This is a genomic window from Micromonospora coerulea, from assembly GCF_016598485.1.
Taxonomy (GTDB): Bacteria; Actinomycetota; Actinomycetes; order Mycobacteriales; family Micromonosporaceae; genus Micromonospora; species Micromonospora coerulea.
The window spans coordinates 269,648-286,805 of the sequence record NZ_JAEMUW010000005.1 but is presented as its reverse complement, the minus strand read 5'-3'; the positions used below and the strand labels follow the sequence as shown (position 1 = coordinate 286,805).

At 68.8% G+C, this 17,158-nt stretch carries 20 protein-coding genes; 8 read left to right on the top strand and 12 right to left on the bottom strand.

From position 1 onward, the window contains the following. Positions 1–508 precede the first annotated feature (508 nt). The 3 genes from I8N68_RS33870 to I8N68_RS09785 all read right to left on the bottom strand — a co-directional run bounded on the left by I8N68_RS33870 (position 509) and on the right by I8N68_RS09785 (position 5,915). A complete protein-coding gene (locus tag I8N68_RS33870) occupies positions 509–3,619 on the bottom strand; it encodes a tetratricopeptide repeat protein (protein WP_200209558.1) in 3,111 nt (1,036 codons plus the stop codon). 1,123 nt (positions 3,620–4,742) lie between these two features. After that, positions 4,743–5,237: a hypothetical protein gene (locus tag I8N68_RS09790; RefSeq protein ID WP_200209557.1), complete on the bottom strand. Its 495-nt coding sequence runs from the start codon at positions 5,235–5,237 to the stop codon at positions 4,743–4,745. Between the two features lie 222 nt (positions 5,238–5,459). Further along, complete coding sequence (locus I8N68_RS09785; protein ID WP_200209556.1) at positions 5,460–5,915, bottom strand: hypothetical protein; 456 nt, start codon at positions 5,913–5,915, stop codon at positions 5,460–5,462. A gap of 62 nt (positions 5,916–5,977) precedes the next feature. Between I8N68_RS09785 and I8N68_RS09780 the strand changes: the two genes are divergently transcribed. Then, positions 5,978–6,253, top strand: coding sequence for a hypothetical protein (locus I8N68_RS09780; protein WP_200209555.1), 276 nt, complete (start codon positions 5,978–5,980; stop codon positions 6,251–6,253). A 697-nt stretch (positions 6,254–6,950) separates the two neighbouring features. On the opposite strand, the gene I8N68_RS09775 is transcribed toward I8N68_RS09780, so the two are convergent. Next, positions 6,951–7,409, bottom strand: a complete 459-nt coding sequence (locus I8N68_RS09775) for a hypothetical protein (RefSeq protein ID WP_200209554.1) — start codon at positions 7,407–7,409, stop codon at positions 6,951–6,953. Between the two features lie 706 nt (positions 7,410–8,115). Here I8N68_RS09775 and I8N68_RS09770 point away from each other — a divergent pair. After that, entirely contained in the window at positions 8,116–8,337 is a 222-nt protein-coding gene (locus tag I8N68_RS09770) for a hypothetical protein (protein ID WP_200209553.1), read from the top strand. Positions 8,338–8,509: 172 nt separating this feature from the next. Then, a complete protein-coding gene (locus I8N68_RS09765) occupies positions 8,510–8,779 on the top strand; it encodes a hypothetical protein (protein ID WP_200209552.1) in 270 nt (89 codons plus the stop codon). A 173-nt stretch (positions 8,780–8,952) separates the two neighbouring features. Here the strand turns inward: I8N68_RS09765 and I8N68_RS09760 are convergent, their stop codons facing one another. After that, entirely contained in the window at positions 8,953–9,177 is a 225-nt protein-coding gene (locus I8N68_RS09760; protein ID WP_200208805.1) for a winged helix-turn-helix domain-containing protein, read from the bottom strand. A gap of 481 nt (positions 9,178–9,658) precedes the next feature. Between I8N68_RS09760 and I8N68_RS09755 the strand changes: the two genes are divergently transcribed. Then, the gene (locus tag I8N68_RS09755; protein WP_200209551.1) at positions 9,659–9,877 is read left to right on the top strand and encodes a flavin reductase; all 219 of its coding nucleotides are present in this window, start codon (positions 9,659–9,661) and stop codon (positions 9,875–9,877) included. Next, positions 9,874–10,047: a hypothetical protein gene (locus I8N68_RS09750; protein ID WP_200209550.1), complete on the top strand. Its 174-nt coding sequence runs from the start codon at positions 9,874–9,876 to the stop codon at positions 10,045–10,047. The genes I8N68_RS09755 and I8N68_RS09750 overlap by 4 nt, the downstream gene beginning before the upstream one ends. 268 nt (positions 10,048–10,315) lie before the next feature. Here the strand turns inward: I8N68_RS09750 and I8N68_RS09745 are convergent, their stop codons facing one another. Continuing rightward, positions 10,316–10,507, bottom strand: a complete 192-nt coding sequence (locus tag I8N68_RS09745) for a general stress protein CsbD (protein WP_200209549.1) — start codon at positions 10,505–10,507, stop codon at positions 10,316–10,318. Between the two features lie 198 nt (positions 10,508–10,705). Continuing rightward, positions 10,706–11,128, bottom strand: coding sequence for a permease-like cell division protein FtsX (locus I8N68_RS09740; RefSeq protein ID WP_200209548.1), 423 nt, complete (start codon positions 11,126–11,128; stop codon positions 10,706–10,708). A gap of 42 nt (positions 11,129–11,170) precedes the next feature. Here I8N68_RS09740 and I8N68_RS09735 point away from each other — a divergent pair, with 42 nt between their 5' ends. Then, on the top strand, positions 11,171–11,965 hold the full coding sequence (locus I8N68_RS09735; RefSeq protein WP_200209547.1) for a hypothetical protein: 795 nt from the start codon (positions 11,171–11,173) through the stop codon (positions 11,963–11,965). A 55-nt stretch (positions 11,966–12,020) separates the two neighbouring features. Here the strand turns inward: I8N68_RS09735 and I8N68_RS09730 are convergent, their stop codons facing one another. Both I8N68_RS09730 and I8N68_RS09725 read right to left on the bottom strand, forming a co-directional pair. Then, positions 12,021–13,094, bottom strand: a complete 1,074-nt coding sequence (locus I8N68_RS09730) for a hypothetical protein (protein ID WP_200209546.1) — start codon at positions 13,092–13,094, stop codon at positions 12,021–12,023. 17 nt (positions 13,095–13,111) lie between these two features. Continuing rightward, entirely contained in the window at positions 13,112–13,609 is a 498-nt protein-coding gene (locus I8N68_RS09725) for a SigE family RNA polymerase sigma factor (protein WP_200209545.1), read from the bottom strand. A gap of 143 nt (positions 13,610–13,752) precedes the next feature. Here I8N68_RS09725 and I8N68_RS09720 point away from each other — a divergent pair, with 143 nt between their 5' ends. Then, the gene (locus I8N68_RS09720; RefSeq protein ID WP_200209544.1) at positions 13,753–14,277 is read left to right on the top strand and encodes a DinB family protein; all 525 of its coding nucleotides are present in this window, start codon (positions 13,753–13,755) and stop codon (positions 14,275–14,277) included. A 159-nt stretch (positions 14,278–14,436) separates the two neighbouring features. On the opposite strand, the gene I8N68_RS09715 is transcribed toward I8N68_RS09720, so the two are convergent. Both I8N68_RS09715 and I8N68_RS09710 read right to left on the bottom strand, forming a co-directional pair. Next, a complete protein-coding gene (locus tag I8N68_RS09715) occupies positions 14,437–15,060 on the bottom strand; it encodes a hypothetical protein (protein ID WP_200209543.1) in 624 nt (207 codons plus the stop codon). Between the two features lie 161 nt (positions 15,061–15,221). Beyond that, positions 15,222–15,878 (bottom strand): 4'-phosphopantetheinyl transferase family protein, encoded by a 657-nt coding sequence (locus I8N68_RS09710; RefSeq protein ID WP_200209542.1) that lies wholly within the window; start codon positions 15,876–15,878, stop codon positions 15,222–15,224. 294 nt (positions 15,879–16,172) lie between these two features. Between I8N68_RS09710 and I8N68_RS32740 the strand changes: the two genes are divergently transcribed. Then, complete coding sequence (locus tag I8N68_RS32740) at positions 16,173–16,325, top strand: hypothetical protein (protein WP_234039182.1); 153 nt, start codon at positions 16,173–16,175, stop codon at positions 16,323–16,325. A gap of 53 nt (positions 16,326–16,378) precedes the next feature. On the opposite strand, the gene I8N68_RS09700 is transcribed toward I8N68_RS32740, so the two are convergent. After that, a complete protein-coding gene (locus tag I8N68_RS09700; protein ID WP_200209540.1) occupies positions 16,379–17,158 on the bottom strand; it encodes a peptidase in 780 nt (259 codons plus the stop codon).

Genomic DNA, 17,158 nt, shown 5'->3' with positions numbered 1-17,158 from the left:
GGCCGAGCCGGTACCTGCCCGAAGCACACCCACGATCGGCCGCACCGGCCTACCCGTCAAAGCGGACGTCGCCGACGTGGCTCCCGAGGAGCGGCAAGATCCGGAACATGCGCGGAATGATCAAGCACGGCCGTGGCGAGAGTTCGGGCGTATGCGCTGGTAGGAGGAAGGCCGGCGCCGCAAGGGGCTAAACCGTTCCTAAACCGTGTGCTCCGATGCCGCTCCAAGGGCGACTGGGGTCGCGGCAGACCATCAGATGAGTGCCGCACTGGCATGGTCGACAGGATCCGGTTAGCGACCCGAAGGCAGTCAGAGCAAGGGTCAGACCGACCGGAAGGGGATGCACTCACCCTCACCGTGAGTGCAGGAACCTGAAGACCGTCCGGTGGCATCGAGGGGCCGCGGGGTGCTTAAGGAACGGTGTGGGGCTGCGAGAGAATTTGGCCCGGTCGGGTGCCCGGACGCCACGATCGGTGTGGATCAGGGCCATGCCGGAAGGGCTCAAGGTTCAGATCCCATCCGCTTCACCCTGTCGCCTCGCGGCCAACCGTGCCTGTTCTGCGGGGTTGCCGTCGGCGAGCTGGCGGCGAATGGTGACGGCTTCTTCGATCATGGCCAAGGCCTCGTCGCGGCGACCCACCTCACTTAACGCGATGGCCAGGTTGGTCAGCGACATGGCGAGTTTGGGCAGGTACGCGGCGGGGTTGGTGTCGGCGAGTTGCCGGCGAATCCTGACAGCCTCTTCGATCGCGGCCAGGGCCTCGTCGTGGCGGCCCGCCTCATGCAAGTGGGAGGAAAGGTTGTTCAGCGACAGGGCGACGTCGGGCAGGTAGGCGGCGGGACTGGCTTCAGCGAGCTGGCGGTAGGCGGTGACCGCTTCTTCGATCGCGGCCAGGGCCTCGTCGCCGCGACCCACCTCACCCAACCCGACGGCCAAGTTGGTCAGCGACATGGCGAGTTTGGGCAGGTACGCGGCGGGGTTGGTGTCGGCGAGCTGCCGGCGAATCCTGACAGCCTCTTCGATCGCGGCCAGGGCCTCGTCATGGCGGCCCGCCTCATGCAAGTGGGAGGAAAGGTTGTTCAGCGACAGGGCGACGTCGGGCAGGTAGGCGGCGGGACTGGCATCAGCGAGCCGGCGGTAGACGGTGACCCCTTCTTCGATCGCGGCCAGGGCCTCGTCGCCGCGACCCACCTCACCCAACCCGACGGCCAAGTTGGTCAGCGACGTGGCGAGTTTGGGCAGGTACGCGGCGGGGTTGGTCTCGGCGAGCTGCCGGCGAATCCTGACAGCCTCTTCGATCGTAGCCAGGGCCTCGTCGCGGCGGCCCGCCTCGCCCAACCGGCCACCCAGGTTGTTCAACGACAGAGCGAGGTCGGGCAGGTAGGCGGCGGGACTGGCATCAGCGAGCCGGCGGTAGGTGGCGACCGCTTCGTCGATCGCGGCCAGGGCCTCGTCGCGGCGACCCACCTCACCCAACCCGACGGCCAAATTGTTCAACGATCCAGCGAGGTAGGGCAGGTAGACGGCGGGGTTGGTGCCGGCGAGCTGGCGGCGAATCCTGACAGCCTCTTCGATCGTAGCCAGGGCCTCGTCGCGGCGGCCTACCTCACCCAACCGGACGGCCAGGTTGTTCAACGACAGAGCGAGGTCGGGCAGGTAGACCCCGGGACTGGCGTCAGCGAGGCGGCGGTAGGCGGCGACCGCTTCTTCGATCGCGGCCAGGGCCTCGTCGCGGCGACCCACCTCACCCAACCGGACGGCCAGATTGTTCAATGATCCAGCGAGGTCGCGCAGGTAGGCACCGGGACTGGCGTCAGCGAGGCGGCGGAAGACGGTGACCCCTTCTTCGATCGCGGCCAGGGCCTCGTCGCCGCGACCCACCTCACCCAACCGGACGGCCAGATTGTTCAGTTCGCCGGCATAGCGAGCGAGCGAGGCCTCCGTTGGTACGACGGGTGGCGAGGACGCACCGACAAGACGTTCGGAGACGGCTACGGCTACGGCTGCCCGGGTCGTGGCAAAGCCGAGTTCCCTGAGCAGCGCATCGATCTGTTCCACCTCAGTGATCGGCAGTTGCTCTGACGCTGTGCCACCACTGATCACATCGACGAGATCGTCCGTGAACTGGTCAGGATCAAGCAGAATGATGATGGGAACGTAACGGGCCGGCGCGACTCGGATGAGGTGCCGTAGGCCGGCCTCCATCCGGCGAAGCGCCGGAACGTACCGGCCGCGGGGGGCCGTGGACATACAGCGATGTAGAACCTCTGCGGTCTGCTCCGCTACGCCAGCCTGTGGCACCGCGCACAAGGCTTGAAGATTGCCCAACCAGTCGGCGTCGGCGGCGGCATGTTCGGCCAGCTGTAACAGGTGAAGGTCAGCCAGGGGGTCGGGACGAGGTGCTCGCCATACCTGAGAACCCTCGTCGTCCGGGTACAAGTCATGTAACACCGAGGCCGCGACTGGCAGGTCCGCCCCAGGCAGGTCTTTGATGACGGGACATGACGACAGCGCATCAACGGCAACATCGATGCTTTCAGCGGGGCGCAGGATCACCGTAGCGACGGCCCAGTCCCGCTGTTCGACTGTCCAGTCGAGGCCTCTGCCCTGGAAGGCGGCGCTAACCTGCCGCCGCTCGTGCGCGAGCACGCCTGACAATGGGTCGCCGTGGGCTGCCCGCCCGTCGATCGCGTGCAGTAGCGCATCAGCATACAGGTCAAGCGTGGTTGGGAAGTCACGCATGGGTGGTGGTTGCGGTCCATTGGTCGGCACCCGTCCATGCGTGACTGCCAGCTTCCGGAACGACTCAACTGCCTCCGACCACACCTGTTGAACCTGCGGCCGGTCCCACCGGCTCGTCATGGACACCAAACGCACTGGATCCGGATCTACCCACGCGTGCTGCTCGTGGTCGGCGGCGATACTGCGCCACCAGCCGCGCTCAGACCGCGCGAGCAGCAACAGCCGTACGATTTCAAGCCCACCGGCTTCGGCAATGGTGTCTAGCATTTCGGCGACCACGGGCGCCACATTTTCGGCGTAGTCGACGACCAGCAATGAGGGGCGACCGGCTGAAGTCAGCCACCGCAGCCCTGCGGTTAGCTCCGGCACTCTCCGCAACCGGCGGCGCAAGCCGTCGGCCTCCGCTCCGGCCCGCGTCAACTCTGCCAGCGAGGCGGTGCGCCAGCTCGGTGGTGGCACCCGCACGAAGCCCGCCGTGTGCGAGCTCGACACAGCGGCGCACACCCGCGCGGCAAGGAAGGACTTGCCCTGGCCGCCGGCGCCGCACACGAGCCGAACGGCCGGGGCCTTCCCCGAACGACACCACTGCGTCAGCCACTGCTCCTCCGGACGCGGCTGAGCCGTAACGACGCCAGCATCGTGGCGCAGCCAGGATCCAATCACGGGCGACCTCAGTGGGCCGGTACCGCCGAACACCAGACGGGCGGCTTCCGAAGCCGAACCTGGCATCGCCACCCGCGCGAACTCCTGGCCATCAACGCGAAGGACGACGTTGCCGTCGCCAGTGATGATCAGGCTATTGGTGGCCGTACCGACCGCGCGGTCGCCGGAAACCTCGACATACGACCCTGATCTGTCGCTGTCTTTGGCGCTCACGATTTTGTGTCGTAGCCGGTGGCAGTGCCATCACCTACCACGTTGCCGTCGCCTGTGATCGCCGTACCTCCCGACATCGAACCGATCGAGCGCTCACCCGACACGACGGATTTACCCCGAGCCTCCCTGACACCATCAGCGGCAGGAGCGGATCCGCCGCGTGCACTCGGGGTGACAGGATGGCGCCAAGCGAGATACGCGACAACTAGCCCCGCTGCGGCGAACACCGCAGCCGCTACCGTTGCCCACCAGCCAGCCCGCTCCAACCCCTCGGACCGCAGGAACAACAACAAAGAGACCAAAGCGGCCCCGACGAGGACCAAAAGGCCAGCAGTCACGAACCGGTGCAGTCGACTCACTCGCCCAGCATGCCTGCCTAATCGACCAAGCCCATCCTCCGAACGGACGGCAGATCACCAAGGCGAACTGGTCGGAGAAGACCCTGCCGGACGCGGCGGCGTTGGACCGGGCGGCCGGGGGCCGGCGGGCTTGCCGGTTCACGACGGTCAGCAAGATTCGATACTTGCGATGCACGGTGACACCCCTTCGCAGGCGGCCGTTGATCCGTACGGGGCGAGGGGGTGTCGACAGCAAGGCCGAAAGCAACGGGCCCGGACGAGGTTCCCCTGGTAGGCGGCGTGCGAGCGAATGCCAGAGGTAATGGGCAGACTGAGATGCACCATGCCCTCTTCGCCTCTAAGCAGGCTGGTGGTACTGATAGAGCTCGGTGCCGTCGAGCCGGTCGGCGAAGACGAAGACGATCTCGACCGGGTTGGATGTTGCCTCCTAGATGCTGAAGGGCCGAACCGGGAGTGGTCGTCTCAGTTCACGTCTCGTTCCTGGGCGGCCAGCGGCAATCACCAGCGTCCACGCCCTCGCCCGCACCTGCGGCACGAACGCTGTCGACCCGGCACGAACCGCACCGAGCAGACTTGGAAAGCGTGCATGGCGGAGCGGCTGCCGATAGCAACCCGGCTCGGTCTCCACCCGGTCGCCGTACAGCAGGAAGTAGAGCAACCCACCGCACCGTCAGAGCCCTTGACCGACCGGCCGAGCCTCCCGACCTGCGTACCGAGCGTCAGCACCCCGCCTTGCCGGACATTCGTAGGTCAAGGGTGTCGGCTCAATGGAAGAGGCCCAGGCCTGCCATCGCGTCGAGGGCTACGGCCAGGTCTGCGACGCCGAACGCCGTCACACCAAGCAGCCAGAGCCGGTAGGACGACATCCGAATCCACCAGGGTTGGTGGTTGCCGAGACGGAAACGGCCGGCGGCGTGGGGAGGGACTTCGAGACTTTGCTCAAGGCGTAGCTGTCGTTCGATCCGCTCCATTAGCCGGCTGTCGCTCATCTCAAGGTGGCGGTGCTTGGCCATCAACTGTGCCGACAGGACAGCGAGGATCGCGCCGAGGATGGCTGCGATGGCTTGAGCAGCGGGTGAGCTGCCCGGCTGTAGTGCGATCGTGAGAAGAAAGGCCTGAGCCGCGGTAGCCAGAGCGGGAACTTGCCACATCATCGTGTCGAGGGATGTGCGGCGGGCGCCGACCACGGCGTAGGCCGCCATGAGGACCTCGTCGGATACCTGATCCTTGGCCTGGGTAGCAGGCGGGCCCGGCGTCATGGGGTCATGGTCCCAAGCTCTTGCAACAACCTCGTGGGCAGCGTGGAGGCAGCGGGACCACCGATAGCACTCGGCAAGAGACGACGAGGGGCGGCAAAGTACCAACGCTCAGCGAGCTAGGACGGCAACGCACCACATCCGACGCTGTCCCACACCCGCGTTCGGGACGAAGGCGTCTAACTCGCCGACGCCTCGCCAGGTGTTGCCGCAAGCACCAGCCGACTATTTCCTGGACCCGCGCGAACGGGTAACGCGATCGGGAACGCGGATCAGGTCGCGGTCAAACCAGGGCCGGCGGTGGACCAGCCACCAACCCTGCGCGGTGTCCGGGTCATAGTGGACGACCGCGTCCTGCTCGTCCAGGTTTCGCAGCCAGCCTTCCAGCTTCATCAGCCGGTCGGCCGGGACCGGCTCGCCGGCTCGGCGGCGGGCCTCAGTGCGCAGCATTTGCAGGATGTGGTGGTCGCGGTGCTCGGGCCGGACCGACCACGGGATCAGCGTCGTGTCGCGGACCGCACGCTTGTTCAGCCCGAGCTGGTGCCGCCAGTTGGAGATGGTGCCGTACCCGATCTCGATGCCGTACTTGCGCCAGTACTCTTCGATGATCCAGGAGTAGGTCATACCTTCGTCGTACCAGCGGATAAACTCATCCCGATCCACGAGCTTGCTCGCTGTCACGCTTGCCCCCTAAACCGGACGACTCACGGCCGACCTCAACGACGCATTGGACCACATAGCAAATGCGGAAAGAAATCATCGTCTGCGACGTGTGTGAGGACCCGACCGTCCCGGCGGTGACCTACACCGTGAGCGCGTCAGACCGCACCGGTGTTACGGACCGCTGCGCCATCCACTCGGAGGAGCTGGAGGCGATCCTGACCCGGGTCTTCACTTTCTCGGACGAGCTGGAGGCGATCCTGTCGCCCGATCAGCCCCGGCCGAGGCGCCGTCCGGGCAGGCCAGGGATGCAGGTCGTGAGCATGGAGGAAGTGGAGCGGGCGAAGGGACAGAAATAGGCCCCGGTCGCGAAAAGAGCAGCCGTGGGCACTTCGGACTGGGGCGACAGGCCGAGCAGGAGGACCAGGCGGCGGCCCAGCGGGGTCGTTGTTACGGCGCACCTAACCGGCGGGCGTGACAGCAACGCTGACAGCAACCGAGACGGACATGGCCGCACCGGGCCGACTTGTACCGGCCATCGAGCCCGAGGTCGCGCGACGCTGATCGTGGCCCCGACTGTGCCTCTTAATCCGCTGGTCCGCCGGATGCAGGGTGTAGCAGCGCCTGTAGCAACGATGACGGACGACGGCGCACGATTCACGTGCTCCTGGCGGGTCGGACGAGTACCGGCAGGCTGGGGATGGACGCGGTCGGACGGCTGCCCAGAACTTACAAGCGAGGGGTCATCGCGGCCGGGCCGCGCCGGCTCCGGGCGGGTCGACGAGGACCAGGTCCAGGCCGTCACCAGGCCGTCGGAGGCCGATCGTGAGCGACCAACGACGACCACTGGTGACGACGTCTGCCCAGGTGACGAGGCGTGGTCGGCCTGATGACCAGGCCGACGGTCGCCTTATTACCTGTAGTTGGTGAACTGATGGTGGCTTCATGGCGGGTTCGGCCAAGGGACGCGCTAGGGGCTGACTTGTATCGACGGGCGCTGGGCGGCAGGTAGCAACGTGCCCGTCCCGCCGACACCGTCACCTCGTGGTAGGTGGCCTAGTTGAGGAGAGCGGCGATCATTGCCAACACCACGGTCGCGGCGCCGAGGACGCAGAGCATGATGACCGCTTTGACCGGGGTGGAGTGGCTCCCGCGTGCGATTTTGAGATTGGTAAGCAAGGCGATTCCTGCGACGAGACCGCCAATCAGCCCGCCGTGGAGCAGGGGGATGAACACGACCAACGGCAAGGCGCTCATGATCTGTAGCAGGACCGGCATCCGTGGCCCTGTGCGGTGCTTGACGCCGGCGATCTCGATGCTGGGGTAGGGGTCTAGCAGGCCGTTGCTCAACTTGGCGTCGACCAGCTGTCCGTCAGCCGCGGGTAGGAGGTATTTGTTGCCGCGGGTGCGGGTCGCGCTTCGCTCGCCGACCGTGATGGAAGGGGCGCGGAATGTCGGTGCGGTGACGACGATGGGGCCGGCGAGTCCATCGATGTGGATGGGTTCGGTACGCATGACGGGACATGCTAGATGGTCCAACGATCACCCGCTGGCCGCTACGTCCCGCCGCTGGGCGAGCTTCTTATCGGGGGTGGTCGGCGGGTGTGACCGAAGCGTGGGTGGCTGTCGACAGCAACGGCGACAGCAACCGGCCGGGACGAGGGCAGCCGCCGACGTCCAGGCGCAGACAGCCGCCCGAGGTCGCGGATGCGGACGGACCCCACCGGGCGCCCAGAACTTACAAACGAGGGGTCGTGGTGAGTTGCCGGGTCGTGGGGCAAGCTGGCGCTACTTCGAGCTCCTGCGGAAGAAACCGTGACTGAGCACCAGTCCCCATCGGCCGTGACCTCGTTGTGCAAGACCAGGTCTTGGACCCACACCTGTCCGAGTTCCTCGATCGAGTCGGCGACCCGACGCAGTAGGGCCAGAACGTCATCCTGGCCCGGACCTGCGGGATTGCTCAGCGAGAGGTGCCGCGAGGGGAAGGACTCTGTCTTCTGGGGCATCGTGGCAGTATCCAGCAGGTAGCCGCCGGCCGTGGGGGATCCCTGGGTGACTATCTGGGTGACGATCGGGCTGCATGGCGGCGGACGTTCATGGACGTCAGCGGACCGTCCGGCCAGTTCGGCCAGCCTGTAGCGGCAGGTCAATGAGGTGCGCTGGTTGCCTGGGGGTCAAGGAGTCGTCGGGGCCGCGTGGGCACCGGCAGAATGGTGGCGTGATGACCGAGCCCGTCACCGCTGGCCGGATGGAGCTGCTGGATGACCTGGAAGGGCTGCCGGGCAGTTCCGGCGGCTGCCTTCTTGCCCTGACGTTGGAGGTGCCGGTCTTCCTTCGTGTCGGCGACGTCTGGTGGGTTGAGGACGAGGTGCTGTACGTCCAGCGAGGGGAAGTCCCGGCTGTGGCGCATCAAGGCCGCCTCGAATGGCGTCGGAAGTGGTAGCGCGGAGTCCGGGGGCACGCAGGGGGCACAAGACACCGTGAAACGTCGTCAACCAGCGAACAACAATGGCAGCCCGAGATGCCCTGTGAGCAGGTGCCGGACGGTGTCGCCGCTGGTAGTGGGGTAGCGGCTCTTAGTTCCGCTTCAACGTCTGAACTCGTAGCATGCGCGCGTGTCAGATGACCCTATCTTCACGGCGGTGCTCGACAGCCTGCTTGACTGCTTGGCGTTCTTCGAGCTGTGTGACGACGAGACGCTTCACCCGGACGTTGCCGTTCGGCAGCTCGACGAGGCGGCTGCCCGGCTCAGTGGGCTTGAGCCGGACGATCGAGCGCGTCTAGCCGCGGCTATCTCAGCGAGAGCGAACAGCTTCCGGCCGCCTTACCGTCAGTTCGTGGAGGATGTGCCGGAGGCGTTCGGCCTACTGGACGAGGACGACTGACGCGAGCAAGGTGGGTTGTCGACAGCAGCGGTGACAGCAACCGGCCGGAACGAGGGCATCCGCTGGCGGCTGGGCGCGGACAGGCGCCCGAGGTCGCGGACCTGGACGGACCCTGCCGGACGGAGCGCCCAGAACTTGTAAGCGAGGCCTCGCGCTCGGAGGGCGACCCCGGCTTACCTGGGAAGCGGGTCGGCGACGTAGACGCCCTTGCCCTGCCGGCCGTCGATCAGGCCCTCGGCTTTGAGCAGGAGCATGGCGGCGCGGATGACGGTGTTGCTGACCTTGTAGTGCTCGCAGAGGGCGGCGAACGAGGGCAGCTTGTCGCCCGGCTTCAACTGGCCGGAGCTGACCTGCTCGCGGATATCTCGGGCGACCTGTAGGTAGGCAGCTTCAGACATAGGTGGTGCTCCCAGCTTGGCGGCTGGTGCAAGGAGACCACATCGCGGGCTCGACTTACAACGCTATGTGTCGTAGCTGTTGACCCTGCGCACATTGCGTCCTAAGTTGCTCGTGGGGCTACCCAGCTTGGCGGCCGGGTCGTCCTGCCGTGGGTGCCCTGTCTCCGGACACGGCTGACCGGGTGCCCACGGGACCCCAAGCGTCGGCGGGAGGCGTGATGACCACACCGAACGATGCAACTGATTCAACCGCAGGTGCCGTGCGGGATACCGGCCACCAACAGCGGCAGGACAACAGCCGGCGGCGCGTGTCCTACGACGAGTACGTCTTGGCGGCGGCGCTGACCCTCGCCCGCCGACACCGGCCCCTCTGGTCATGGCGGCACTGGCGGCGCATCTGCCGCTGCGGAAGCGACCTGCCCTGCCGAAGCCGTCATCCCATCCCGATCAACCGCGGCCACTGGCCGAGCCAGGACGCGCGATGACGACACACCTTCCGGTCACACCGGCCTGGACCTGCGGTGGCTGCGGTGCTGAATGGCCCTGTCAGACCCGCCGGCGGGAGCTGCGAGCGGAGTACGACCGTGCCCCGGTGTCGCTGGCCCTCTACCTGGCCGCCCAGCTCGTCGACGCCGCCCAGGACCTGGCCCACGTCCCCGCCGGCCACCTGCACCATCGGTTCCTCGGCTGGACCCGATGAGCATCCTGCGACCCGGCGACGAGAAGTTCCACTACAGCGACGGCTCCCACAAGTGGATCCCGCCGAACCCGGACTACGACCAAGAGGTCTGGGACGAGCAGGTCCGCCAGCACAAGCAGGGTCACCTGAGGAACGAGCGCTCGAAGGTCCGCATCCAGCGCCTCGTCTGACGCCAGCAGTACAGCAGCGAAGTACAGCAACCGTGCCAGCCGAACAAGGCCGAGAGCAGGGCCAGCAGAGCCTGTGACCTCGGGAGCAGCCGGACCACACCACGATGCAGCCAGTTCGCATCGAGGGGGTCAGGGGTTCGAATCCCCTCAACTCCACCCAGATCAAAGGCCGTTTCCGCCAGTCGGAGACGGCCTTTTTCGATCTTGTGCAGCAGCGGAGACAGCACCGCCCCCGGCACGCAGACCGGGGGCGCCGCGACATGCCGGGTCAGCTCGTGAAGTCTTCCCGCGCCTCCCGAGCATCCGCTTGGACGTGCTCGCCAGGCTGCCTGCCCTGGGCCCTGTCCCGCTGCATCACCCGCTCCGCCTCCGACCGCTCGTTCTGGGGCATGTCGCCCAACCGTGCCCTTTCGGGGCCGGCCACCTTCTCGACCTGGTTCTTTGCCCTTTCCAAGCTCATGTCGCCTCCCTCTCGTCCGGCGGGGCGGGGTCCACCCCTCTTGACCCGCGTCCCCGCCCGTCCGTGGGTGAAAACCCAGGTCAGCTCCCGAACTGCTCGCCGAGGCGCTTGAGGGCCATCTCGGTCGCCTCCGCGCTCTCCCGAAGATCACTCGAGGGACCACACACACACATCCCACCGGCTTTCAGGGCAGGCGACCTACAGCATCGCCACCGGCACCAGTCGCACAACGTCCACGCCGTCGAGCTTCACAAATTCGGACAGTCCCCGCCCATCTCGGTCCAGAGGCACCTGGAACCGCAACGACGCACGCGTCATCTGCGGGTCGAGCTGCGTGGCCAGCTCGCCCTTGCCGCGGCAATGCTTGCGCAGACGCTCGTACGCGGCAGCGCGGTCCTCGAACGCAACCGACTCCGCGTGCGGCAGTGCCCGGACGGCCTTCTCCACGGCGGATCGCTGTGCGTCTGTCACCGTTGCCTCCAGCCGGACGATGACCCCGATCCGCGACGGCAGGGGGTCGATCTGTGCGGTCGTGAGCGCCACGTCGGGTACGAGGACCAGGCGGTAGACCAGCACCGAAGCACGGACTCGTAGTGCGCAGATCAGGGCGACGCCCTCCACTCTGGGCAACGGCACGCCACAATCGGTAGGGAGGTGGTTGCTGTGCCCAGGCGAACGAAGGCGCCTCCTCGCGGCTGGCAGTTCTGGCGCCGAGCGTTCTGGACACGGCCGGCGCTTCTCGTGCTTTACGGCTTGGTGGCGGGCGTGCTCGGACTATTGGCGCTGACCGACGTCCCAGGCGGCATCCGCGACGCGGTCGCGATGCGGCGAGCCGTGGAATGCCCCGCGGGGACCATGCGCGTAGAGCCGGATGCGGATCCGCCGAAGGGCTGTCTCGAGCGGATCCCGGTCACCTTGTCCGGCCCCTGGCACAGTCGTGGCCCCGGCAGCGACTGGCATCTGATGGTGGAGCAGGACGCCGAGTACGTGCTTTTTGCCGAGACCGACGTCCCCACCTCGGGCAGCCGCAGACTCAGCGATGACGCAGAGGCAGAGGCGTTGCTGTGGGAGGGCACCCCCGTGGCGATCGAACTGCCGGCCGGCGATCGGGTCGAAACCGAGGCCTGGGGTCACCGCGGCTGGTTGCAGACCCTGTTCCTCGGGATGTTTGCCGTCTCCGGCCTGCCCATGCTGTTCGAGGCTGCGCGGCTCAAGCTCCATACTGCGAGCGGTTGGTGGTCAGTCCGGGGCGAAAAGGTGGGACTGACGGTGTTGAGTCCGCTGATGGGGATCGCGTGCCTGCTGGCGATCCCGTCGATGCTTGGGCTCGTGCCGCTGATGCTTGGTCTGCGCCTGCAATGGGTGGCGGTCGTCGTCCTTCTCAGTCTCGGGCTGGCCAGCTACGCCGTGATCAGAGGTGCGGGAGCAGTGCGTGGCCGTCCGGGCGGCGAGGGTTGATCCGCTGGCGGGGCCCGGCGAGCGCCGACTGGGGTGTCCCGGACCTGCCTCGTCGTCAGCCCTGCGCCGACGGCTCCTGCCACTGCGAGCGCAGCTCGGCGAGCCAGGGGCCGGTGGCGTACCGGGCGGTGACGGTGACCGTGACGGTGTCGCCGTCCCGGACGGCCTCCAGTTCGCGTACGCAGAAGCCCTTGTCCTTCCGTCTCACCTGGCAGCCGGCGCTCGGGCCGTTGCCGGTGTAGTCGTGGACCTCGCCGCTCAGCACCCGGACGCCGTTCACGGCGACCTGGTAGACGCCGGGTGTCTGCGGGACCACGGTGAACTCGTATCCCCGATGCCAGACCAGCGTGGTCGTGACGGGCTTGTTGGGGTCCGCCGGATCGCTGTGCACGACCCTGGTGCCGGGCTCGCCGGCCATGCCGTCCGGCGTGGGCGGCGCCAGCGTCGCCGGCCGGGACGGGACCGGGTAGTCGGCGAACGGCACCTTCTCCGCCACCGCGAAGTAGATGGTCCCCTGCGTCGGCACCGGCCGCTCCCGAGCGGTGCCCGCCGTGCCCTGAGCGCCGGTGATCGTGTACGTCACGGTCACCGTGTCCCCGATGCTCGCCCCCGGTGGGGTCCGGCTGGGAGACTCCGCCGGGTTCGGGTCCTGGTGCAGTTCGGCATTGCAGCGCATCGACAGGCGGGCCGGCTCGCCGTTGACGGCGATCTCGGCGTCGAGCGACACGTCCCTGTCCGGCAGGCCGGGGCAGTAGCTGAAGAACTGGACATCGGTCGACCTGACCGTCCAGGTCAGCTCGGCCTTCCTGGAGCTCACCGGCGCCGAGCCGAACGCAACCACCCGGTACCCGCGGGCGTACTCGGCGAAAGGTCCGATCTTGCGGCCCGGCACCGGCTTCTGCGTTGCCGGCGGGCTGGCCGAAGGGGTCGCCGACCCGGCGGCGAAGGTCGAGGGTTGCGGCGGCTTGCCACCGGGGACGACGGTGTACGCCGCGAGCGCCCCCACCAGCGCCACCGCAGCCGCGGACCCGGCGACGGCCCGCCGGCGCCGGCGTACGGCGATCCTGCGCCGGACCTCGGTCAGGCGGCCGTGGGACGGCCCGTCCTGCCCGGCCGAGCGCTCAGCCATGAGTTCCCCAAGGTCGATCACCGGTGCGAAGCCTCCAGCGTCAGCGACTCGTCCAGTCGCAGCTTGGCCAGCGCCTTGGTGGCCTGGCTCTTGACGGTGCCCACCGAGATGCCCATCGCGTCCGCGATCTGCGCCTCGTTCATGTCCTCGAAGTAGCGCAGCACCAGCACCGCCCGCTGCCGTCGCGGCAGCCGTCCGAGCGCCTGCCACACCTCGTCGCGCCGGTCCACGCGTGACATCTCGTCGGCGGTGGGTCGCTCCGGTAGCTGCGACATCGGGTGCTCGACCTGCCGCCATCTGCGCCGCCACCACGAGGCGTAGACGTTCACCAGGATCCTGCGCACGTATGGCTCCGGGTCCGCGTCGATCCGGCCCCACGCGCTCCACGCGCGCACCAGGGCCGTCTGCAGCAGATCCTCCGCGTGCGCCCAGTCGTGCGTGAGCAGATAGGCGGTGCGCTTGAGACGTGGTGACCGTGCGGTCACGAACTCGGCGAACGTGTCGCGTGATGCCACCGGCTCTCCTTCTTGTGTGGGTCGCCGGTAACTACCCGACCGACGGCGCGGAAGGTTGCCTCCCGGGGGCAGGCACCGCGAAGTCCATCCCCTGCGCTGACCACGGTCGGCCGCCCGATGGTGCGGGATGGCAGACTGCGGCCATGCAGCAGCCGCCCGCCATCACGCCGGAGACCGCCGACTGGACCTTCGTCATCACCGAGGGTTGCGCGGAGTGCGGCTTCTCTCCGCAGGAGGTCACCGCCACCGGCGACCGGCTGCGCGCCACCATCCCGACCTGGCGGGCCGTCCTGGCCCGGGATGACGCCACGGTACGGCCGGTGCCGACGGTCTGGTCGCCGGTCGAGTACGCCTGCCACGTCCGCGACACCTGCCGGATCTTCCGCGGCCGGCTGGAGCTGATGCTGGGCGAGGACGACCCGGTCTTCGCCAACTGGGACCAGGACGCGACGGCCGTCGAGGAGGGGTACTTCCACCAGGACCCGGCGGTGGTGGCCGACCAGTTGGCCGTTGAGGCGGAGGCGACGGCGGCGGCGTTCGACGCGGTCCGGGCGGACCAGTGGGAGCGTCCGGGTCGGCGCAGCAACGGCTCCGTCTTCACGGTCGCCACGTTCGCGGTCTACTTCCTGCACGACATCGAGCATCACGTCCACGACGTCACCCGCTGACCGGGCGGCGGCGCCTGCCTACCGGCCGCGTCTGGACCGTCGAGCAGGGACGTCAGGCAGAACCGGAGCAGGCCCACGGTCGACTCGGCCAGCGCCCAGGGCCGCGTCGTCGCCGATGGCCGGCCGCCTGGCGCTGCGCCGTGACGAGGATTGCCGGGGCTAACGATCCCGGTACGGCTGCTCCGGCTGCTGGTGGGTGGGGACGGGCGCTGCGGAGTGCGGATAGGGCGCGTACTGCTGCGGCGCGGTGGGCGGGTAGGGCTGGTACGGCTGCGGCGCGCCCGCCCGGATGGCCGCGGCCTGCTCGGCGAAGCGCTCGTGGGCGCGCCGGATGTGAACGGTGTTGCCGTCGTTCGACACGTACCCGGAGGCGATCGGCCCGTACGCGGCGGTGCTCGCGACGCCCAGCCCCGCGATGACCATCAGCACGAAGACCAGCACGATCGGGCCGCCGGTCGAGTCGTTGGCCGGGAGCAGGACGGAAGCGGCAACCGCGCCGACGATGGCGAGCGCCAACAGGCCGACGCCGATGAGGAATCGGCGGGTGCGTAATCTCCCGCAGTCCTGGCAGAACGGCCACGATGGCGCCTTGACCCGCTTCTGCAGGGCGGCGGCGACGATCGCGAACGGCAGAACTCCGATGAGGATCAGCAGGTAGGCCCATTTCGGGGTGTAGGACCGGAAAATCACCTTCTTCTGGCGGGTGGCGGGCTGTCCGTGGCGGACACACACCTGGGTGGCGGCTCCCGCGGCGACCGCCGGAGCGGGTAGGTCGACTGTCATGACGGCTCCAAGAGCAATGGATGGCTGCCTGAGCTGCGGCAAGGCTGCCCTACCCCACATCGATTGCAGCCAATCATCCGGTACCGGAGGCGGGGCCGCGGAGGCTGGGGGTGAAGTGCTTCGGTCGGACCGACCGTAGCGGCGACCGGAGCCGGCGCGCGTCAGGGCGGCGGCAGCACGGCGGCGGTGCGGACCAGTTCGGCGTCCACGGCGAACCGTCCGGTCACCAGCGCCGGCGGGTGGGCTGCCGGGGCCGCATCGCATCGGGCCGGCGCGATCCGGGCGGTGAACGTTCCGGCGTCCGGGTCGAGCGTCACCCGCGCGTCGTGGAAGTCCAGCCAGGTGCCGACGATCGGATGCCACACCTTGTAGACGGTCTCCTTCGCGCTGAAGAGCACCGCCGGCCAGGACACCCCGGTCGGCAGCCGGGCGAGCTCCGCCTCCTCCTCGGGCAGGCAGATCATCCGGCGTACCCCCGCGCTGAGCTCCCGGTGCTGCTCGGCGTCCATGCCGACGGCGCGGACCTCGGCGGACCGGGCGGCGGCCGCGGCGCAGTAGCCGCGGGTGTGGGTGATGGTGCCGACCACGCCGGCCGGCCAGACCGGGGACCGGTTCGGCGCCGACGGCACCGGCGTCGGCGGCAGCCCGAGCGCGGCCAGCGCCCGGCGGGCGCAGACCCGGCCGGCGGTGAAGTCGCGCTGGCGGCTCGGCACCGCCTGGTCGCTGAGGCAGGCCAGCTCCGCGGCGAGCAGCGCGCCGACCCAGTCGTCGGGGCCGGCCACCGCCACCGCGACCGACGCGGGCAGCAGGTCACGCATCACCCACCTCCTTCAGGTACGACCGCAGCATGACCGGTGAACGTACCGCAACCGTGTAACGCCGGAGAGTCCCGTGGCGCTGTTCGTACGTCATCGGGGGAGTAGCGGGAATCCAGGCTCGACGGCGGCGACCGCGCCCACGGCCGGCCCGCCTGTCCGCACGCGGCGAGGGGATATGGGATGACGGGTGGGGACGAAGCCGGACGACTGCCGGGCGAGCATGCTCCGGTAACTCCCGATTGGGCCTGTGGCTCCTGCGGCGAGGACTGGCCGTGTGCCACCAAGCGGACCCGGTTGCTCGACGAGTACCAGGTGGACCGGGCCTCGCTGAATGTCTACCTCGGATCGTGCCTCGCCGCCGCCAGTCAGGACCTGCGCACCGCGCCGGTGGCGTCGCTGCGGGACCGCTTCATCGGCTGGGTGCCGCGCAGCCCCCGCACCACCTGATCCGCTGCGTGGCGGCCGCTCCGCCTCGGCGCAGCGGCCACCACGCGGCCGGCTCAGGGGCGGCGGGGCCGCCGGGTGAGGGCGAAGCCGACCACGCCGGCCACCGCGGCGAGGACGCCGCCGACGGTGGTCCAGACCCAGCGCGAGCCGGGCTCGGGCAGCCAAACGGTCAGGCTGGTCTCCTCCTCCGCCACCGGCTCGGCCGTCGGCTCGGTGGTCAGCACCGTCCCGGCCCGGCTGTTCGGCACCAGCGGCGCCGCCAGCTCCCCGTCGTCGCCCGACGCGCCGCCCTCGCCGTCCGCTCCGACCAGCAGGTCCACGTCGATCGGCAGCCCCAGGTCGGGCTCCGGCAGGTCGACCACGGAGAGCCGGACGTAGTAGGTGCCCGGCAGCGGGTCGGCGGACCACGGCTCGGCCCACGGCCGGACCCGGCGCAGCGTGCAGCCGAGGGTGACGCTGGTCGCCGCCGCGTCCACCGTCGGCGTCTGCGCCCCGGCCGTGCAGGCCTGCCGGCGGCGCAGCCCGTCGAAGACGTCGACGGTCCAGGTGGAGGCGCCGCTGCGGCCCTTCGGGAAGGTGACCGTGGCGGTGAGCTGGTGGATCTGCCCGGCTTCGGCGGGGAAGGCCCAGTAGAGGTGGTCACCGGTGGACGCGCCGACCCGGACCGGCTGGCCGGCGGTGATCGCGGTGGCGGTGAGGAAGGACGTGCCGGCCTTGGTGACCGTGGCCGCGCCCGGCGAGGGCGTGGGCGTGGGGTCGGCCGAGGCGGCGGCCGGTGCGAGGGTCAGTCCGGCGGCGACCAGCGCCGCGGCGGACCTGAGCAGGGTACGCAT

What these genes read in the sequence shown, in the direction of transcription:
- I8N68_RS09790 (WP_200209557.1), bottom strand. Translation starts at nt 5,237, where the DNA reads ATGACGCCGGGCCCGCCTGCTACCCAGGCCAAGGATCAGGTATCCGAC.
- I8N68_RS09780 (WP_200209555.1), top strand. Translation starts at nt 5,978, where the DNA reads ATGCGGAAAGAAATCATCGTCTGCGACGTGTGTGAGGACCCGACCGTC.
- I8N68_RS09775 (WP_200209554.1), bottom strand. Translation starts at nt 7,409, where the DNA reads ATGCGTACCGAACCCATCCACATCGATGGACTCGCCGGCCCCATCGTC.
- I8N68_RS09770 (WP_200209553.1), top strand. Translation starts at nt 8,116, where the DNA reads ATGACCGAGCCCGTCACCGCTGGCCGGATGGAGCTGCTGGATGACCTG.
- I8N68_RS09760 (WP_200208805.1), bottom strand. Translation starts at nt 9,177, where the DNA reads ATGTCTGAAGCTGCCTACCTACAGGTCGCCCGAGATATCCGCGAGCAG.
- I8N68_RS09755 (WP_200209551.1), top strand. Translation starts at nt 9,659, where the DNA reads ATGACGACACACCTTCCGGTCACACCGGCCTGGACCTGCGGTGGCTGC.
- I8N68_RS09750 (WP_200209550.1), top strand. Translation starts at nt 9,874, where the DNA reads ATGAGCATCCTGCGACCCGGCGACGAGAAGTTCCACTACAGCGACGGC.
- I8N68_RS09745 (WP_200209549.1), bottom strand. Translation starts at nt 10,507, where the DNA reads ATGAGCTTGGAAAGGGCAAAGAACCAGGTCGAGAAGGTGGCCGGCCCC.
- I8N68_RS09730 (WP_200209546.1), bottom strand. Translation starts at nt 13,094, where the DNA reads ATGGCTGAGCGCTCGGCCGGGCAGGACGGGCCGTCCCACGGCCGCCTG.
- I8N68_RS09720 (WP_200209544.1), top strand. Translation starts at nt 13,753, where the DNA reads ATGCAGCAGCCGCCCGCCATCACGCCGGAGACCGCCGACTGGACCTTC.
- I8N68_RS09715 (WP_200209543.1), bottom strand. Translation starts at nt 15,060, where the DNA reads ATGACAGTCGACCTACCCGCTCCGGCGGTCGCCGCGGGAGCCGCCACC.
- I8N68_RS09710 (WP_200209542.1), bottom strand. Translation starts at nt 15,878, where the DNA reads ATGCGTGACCTGCTGCCCGCGTCGGTCGCGGTGGCGGTGGCCGGCCCC.
- I8N68_RS09700 (WP_200209540.1), bottom strand. Translation starts at nt 17,158, where the DNA reads ATGCGTACCCTGCTCAGGTCCGCCGCGGCGCTGGTCGCCGCCGGACTG.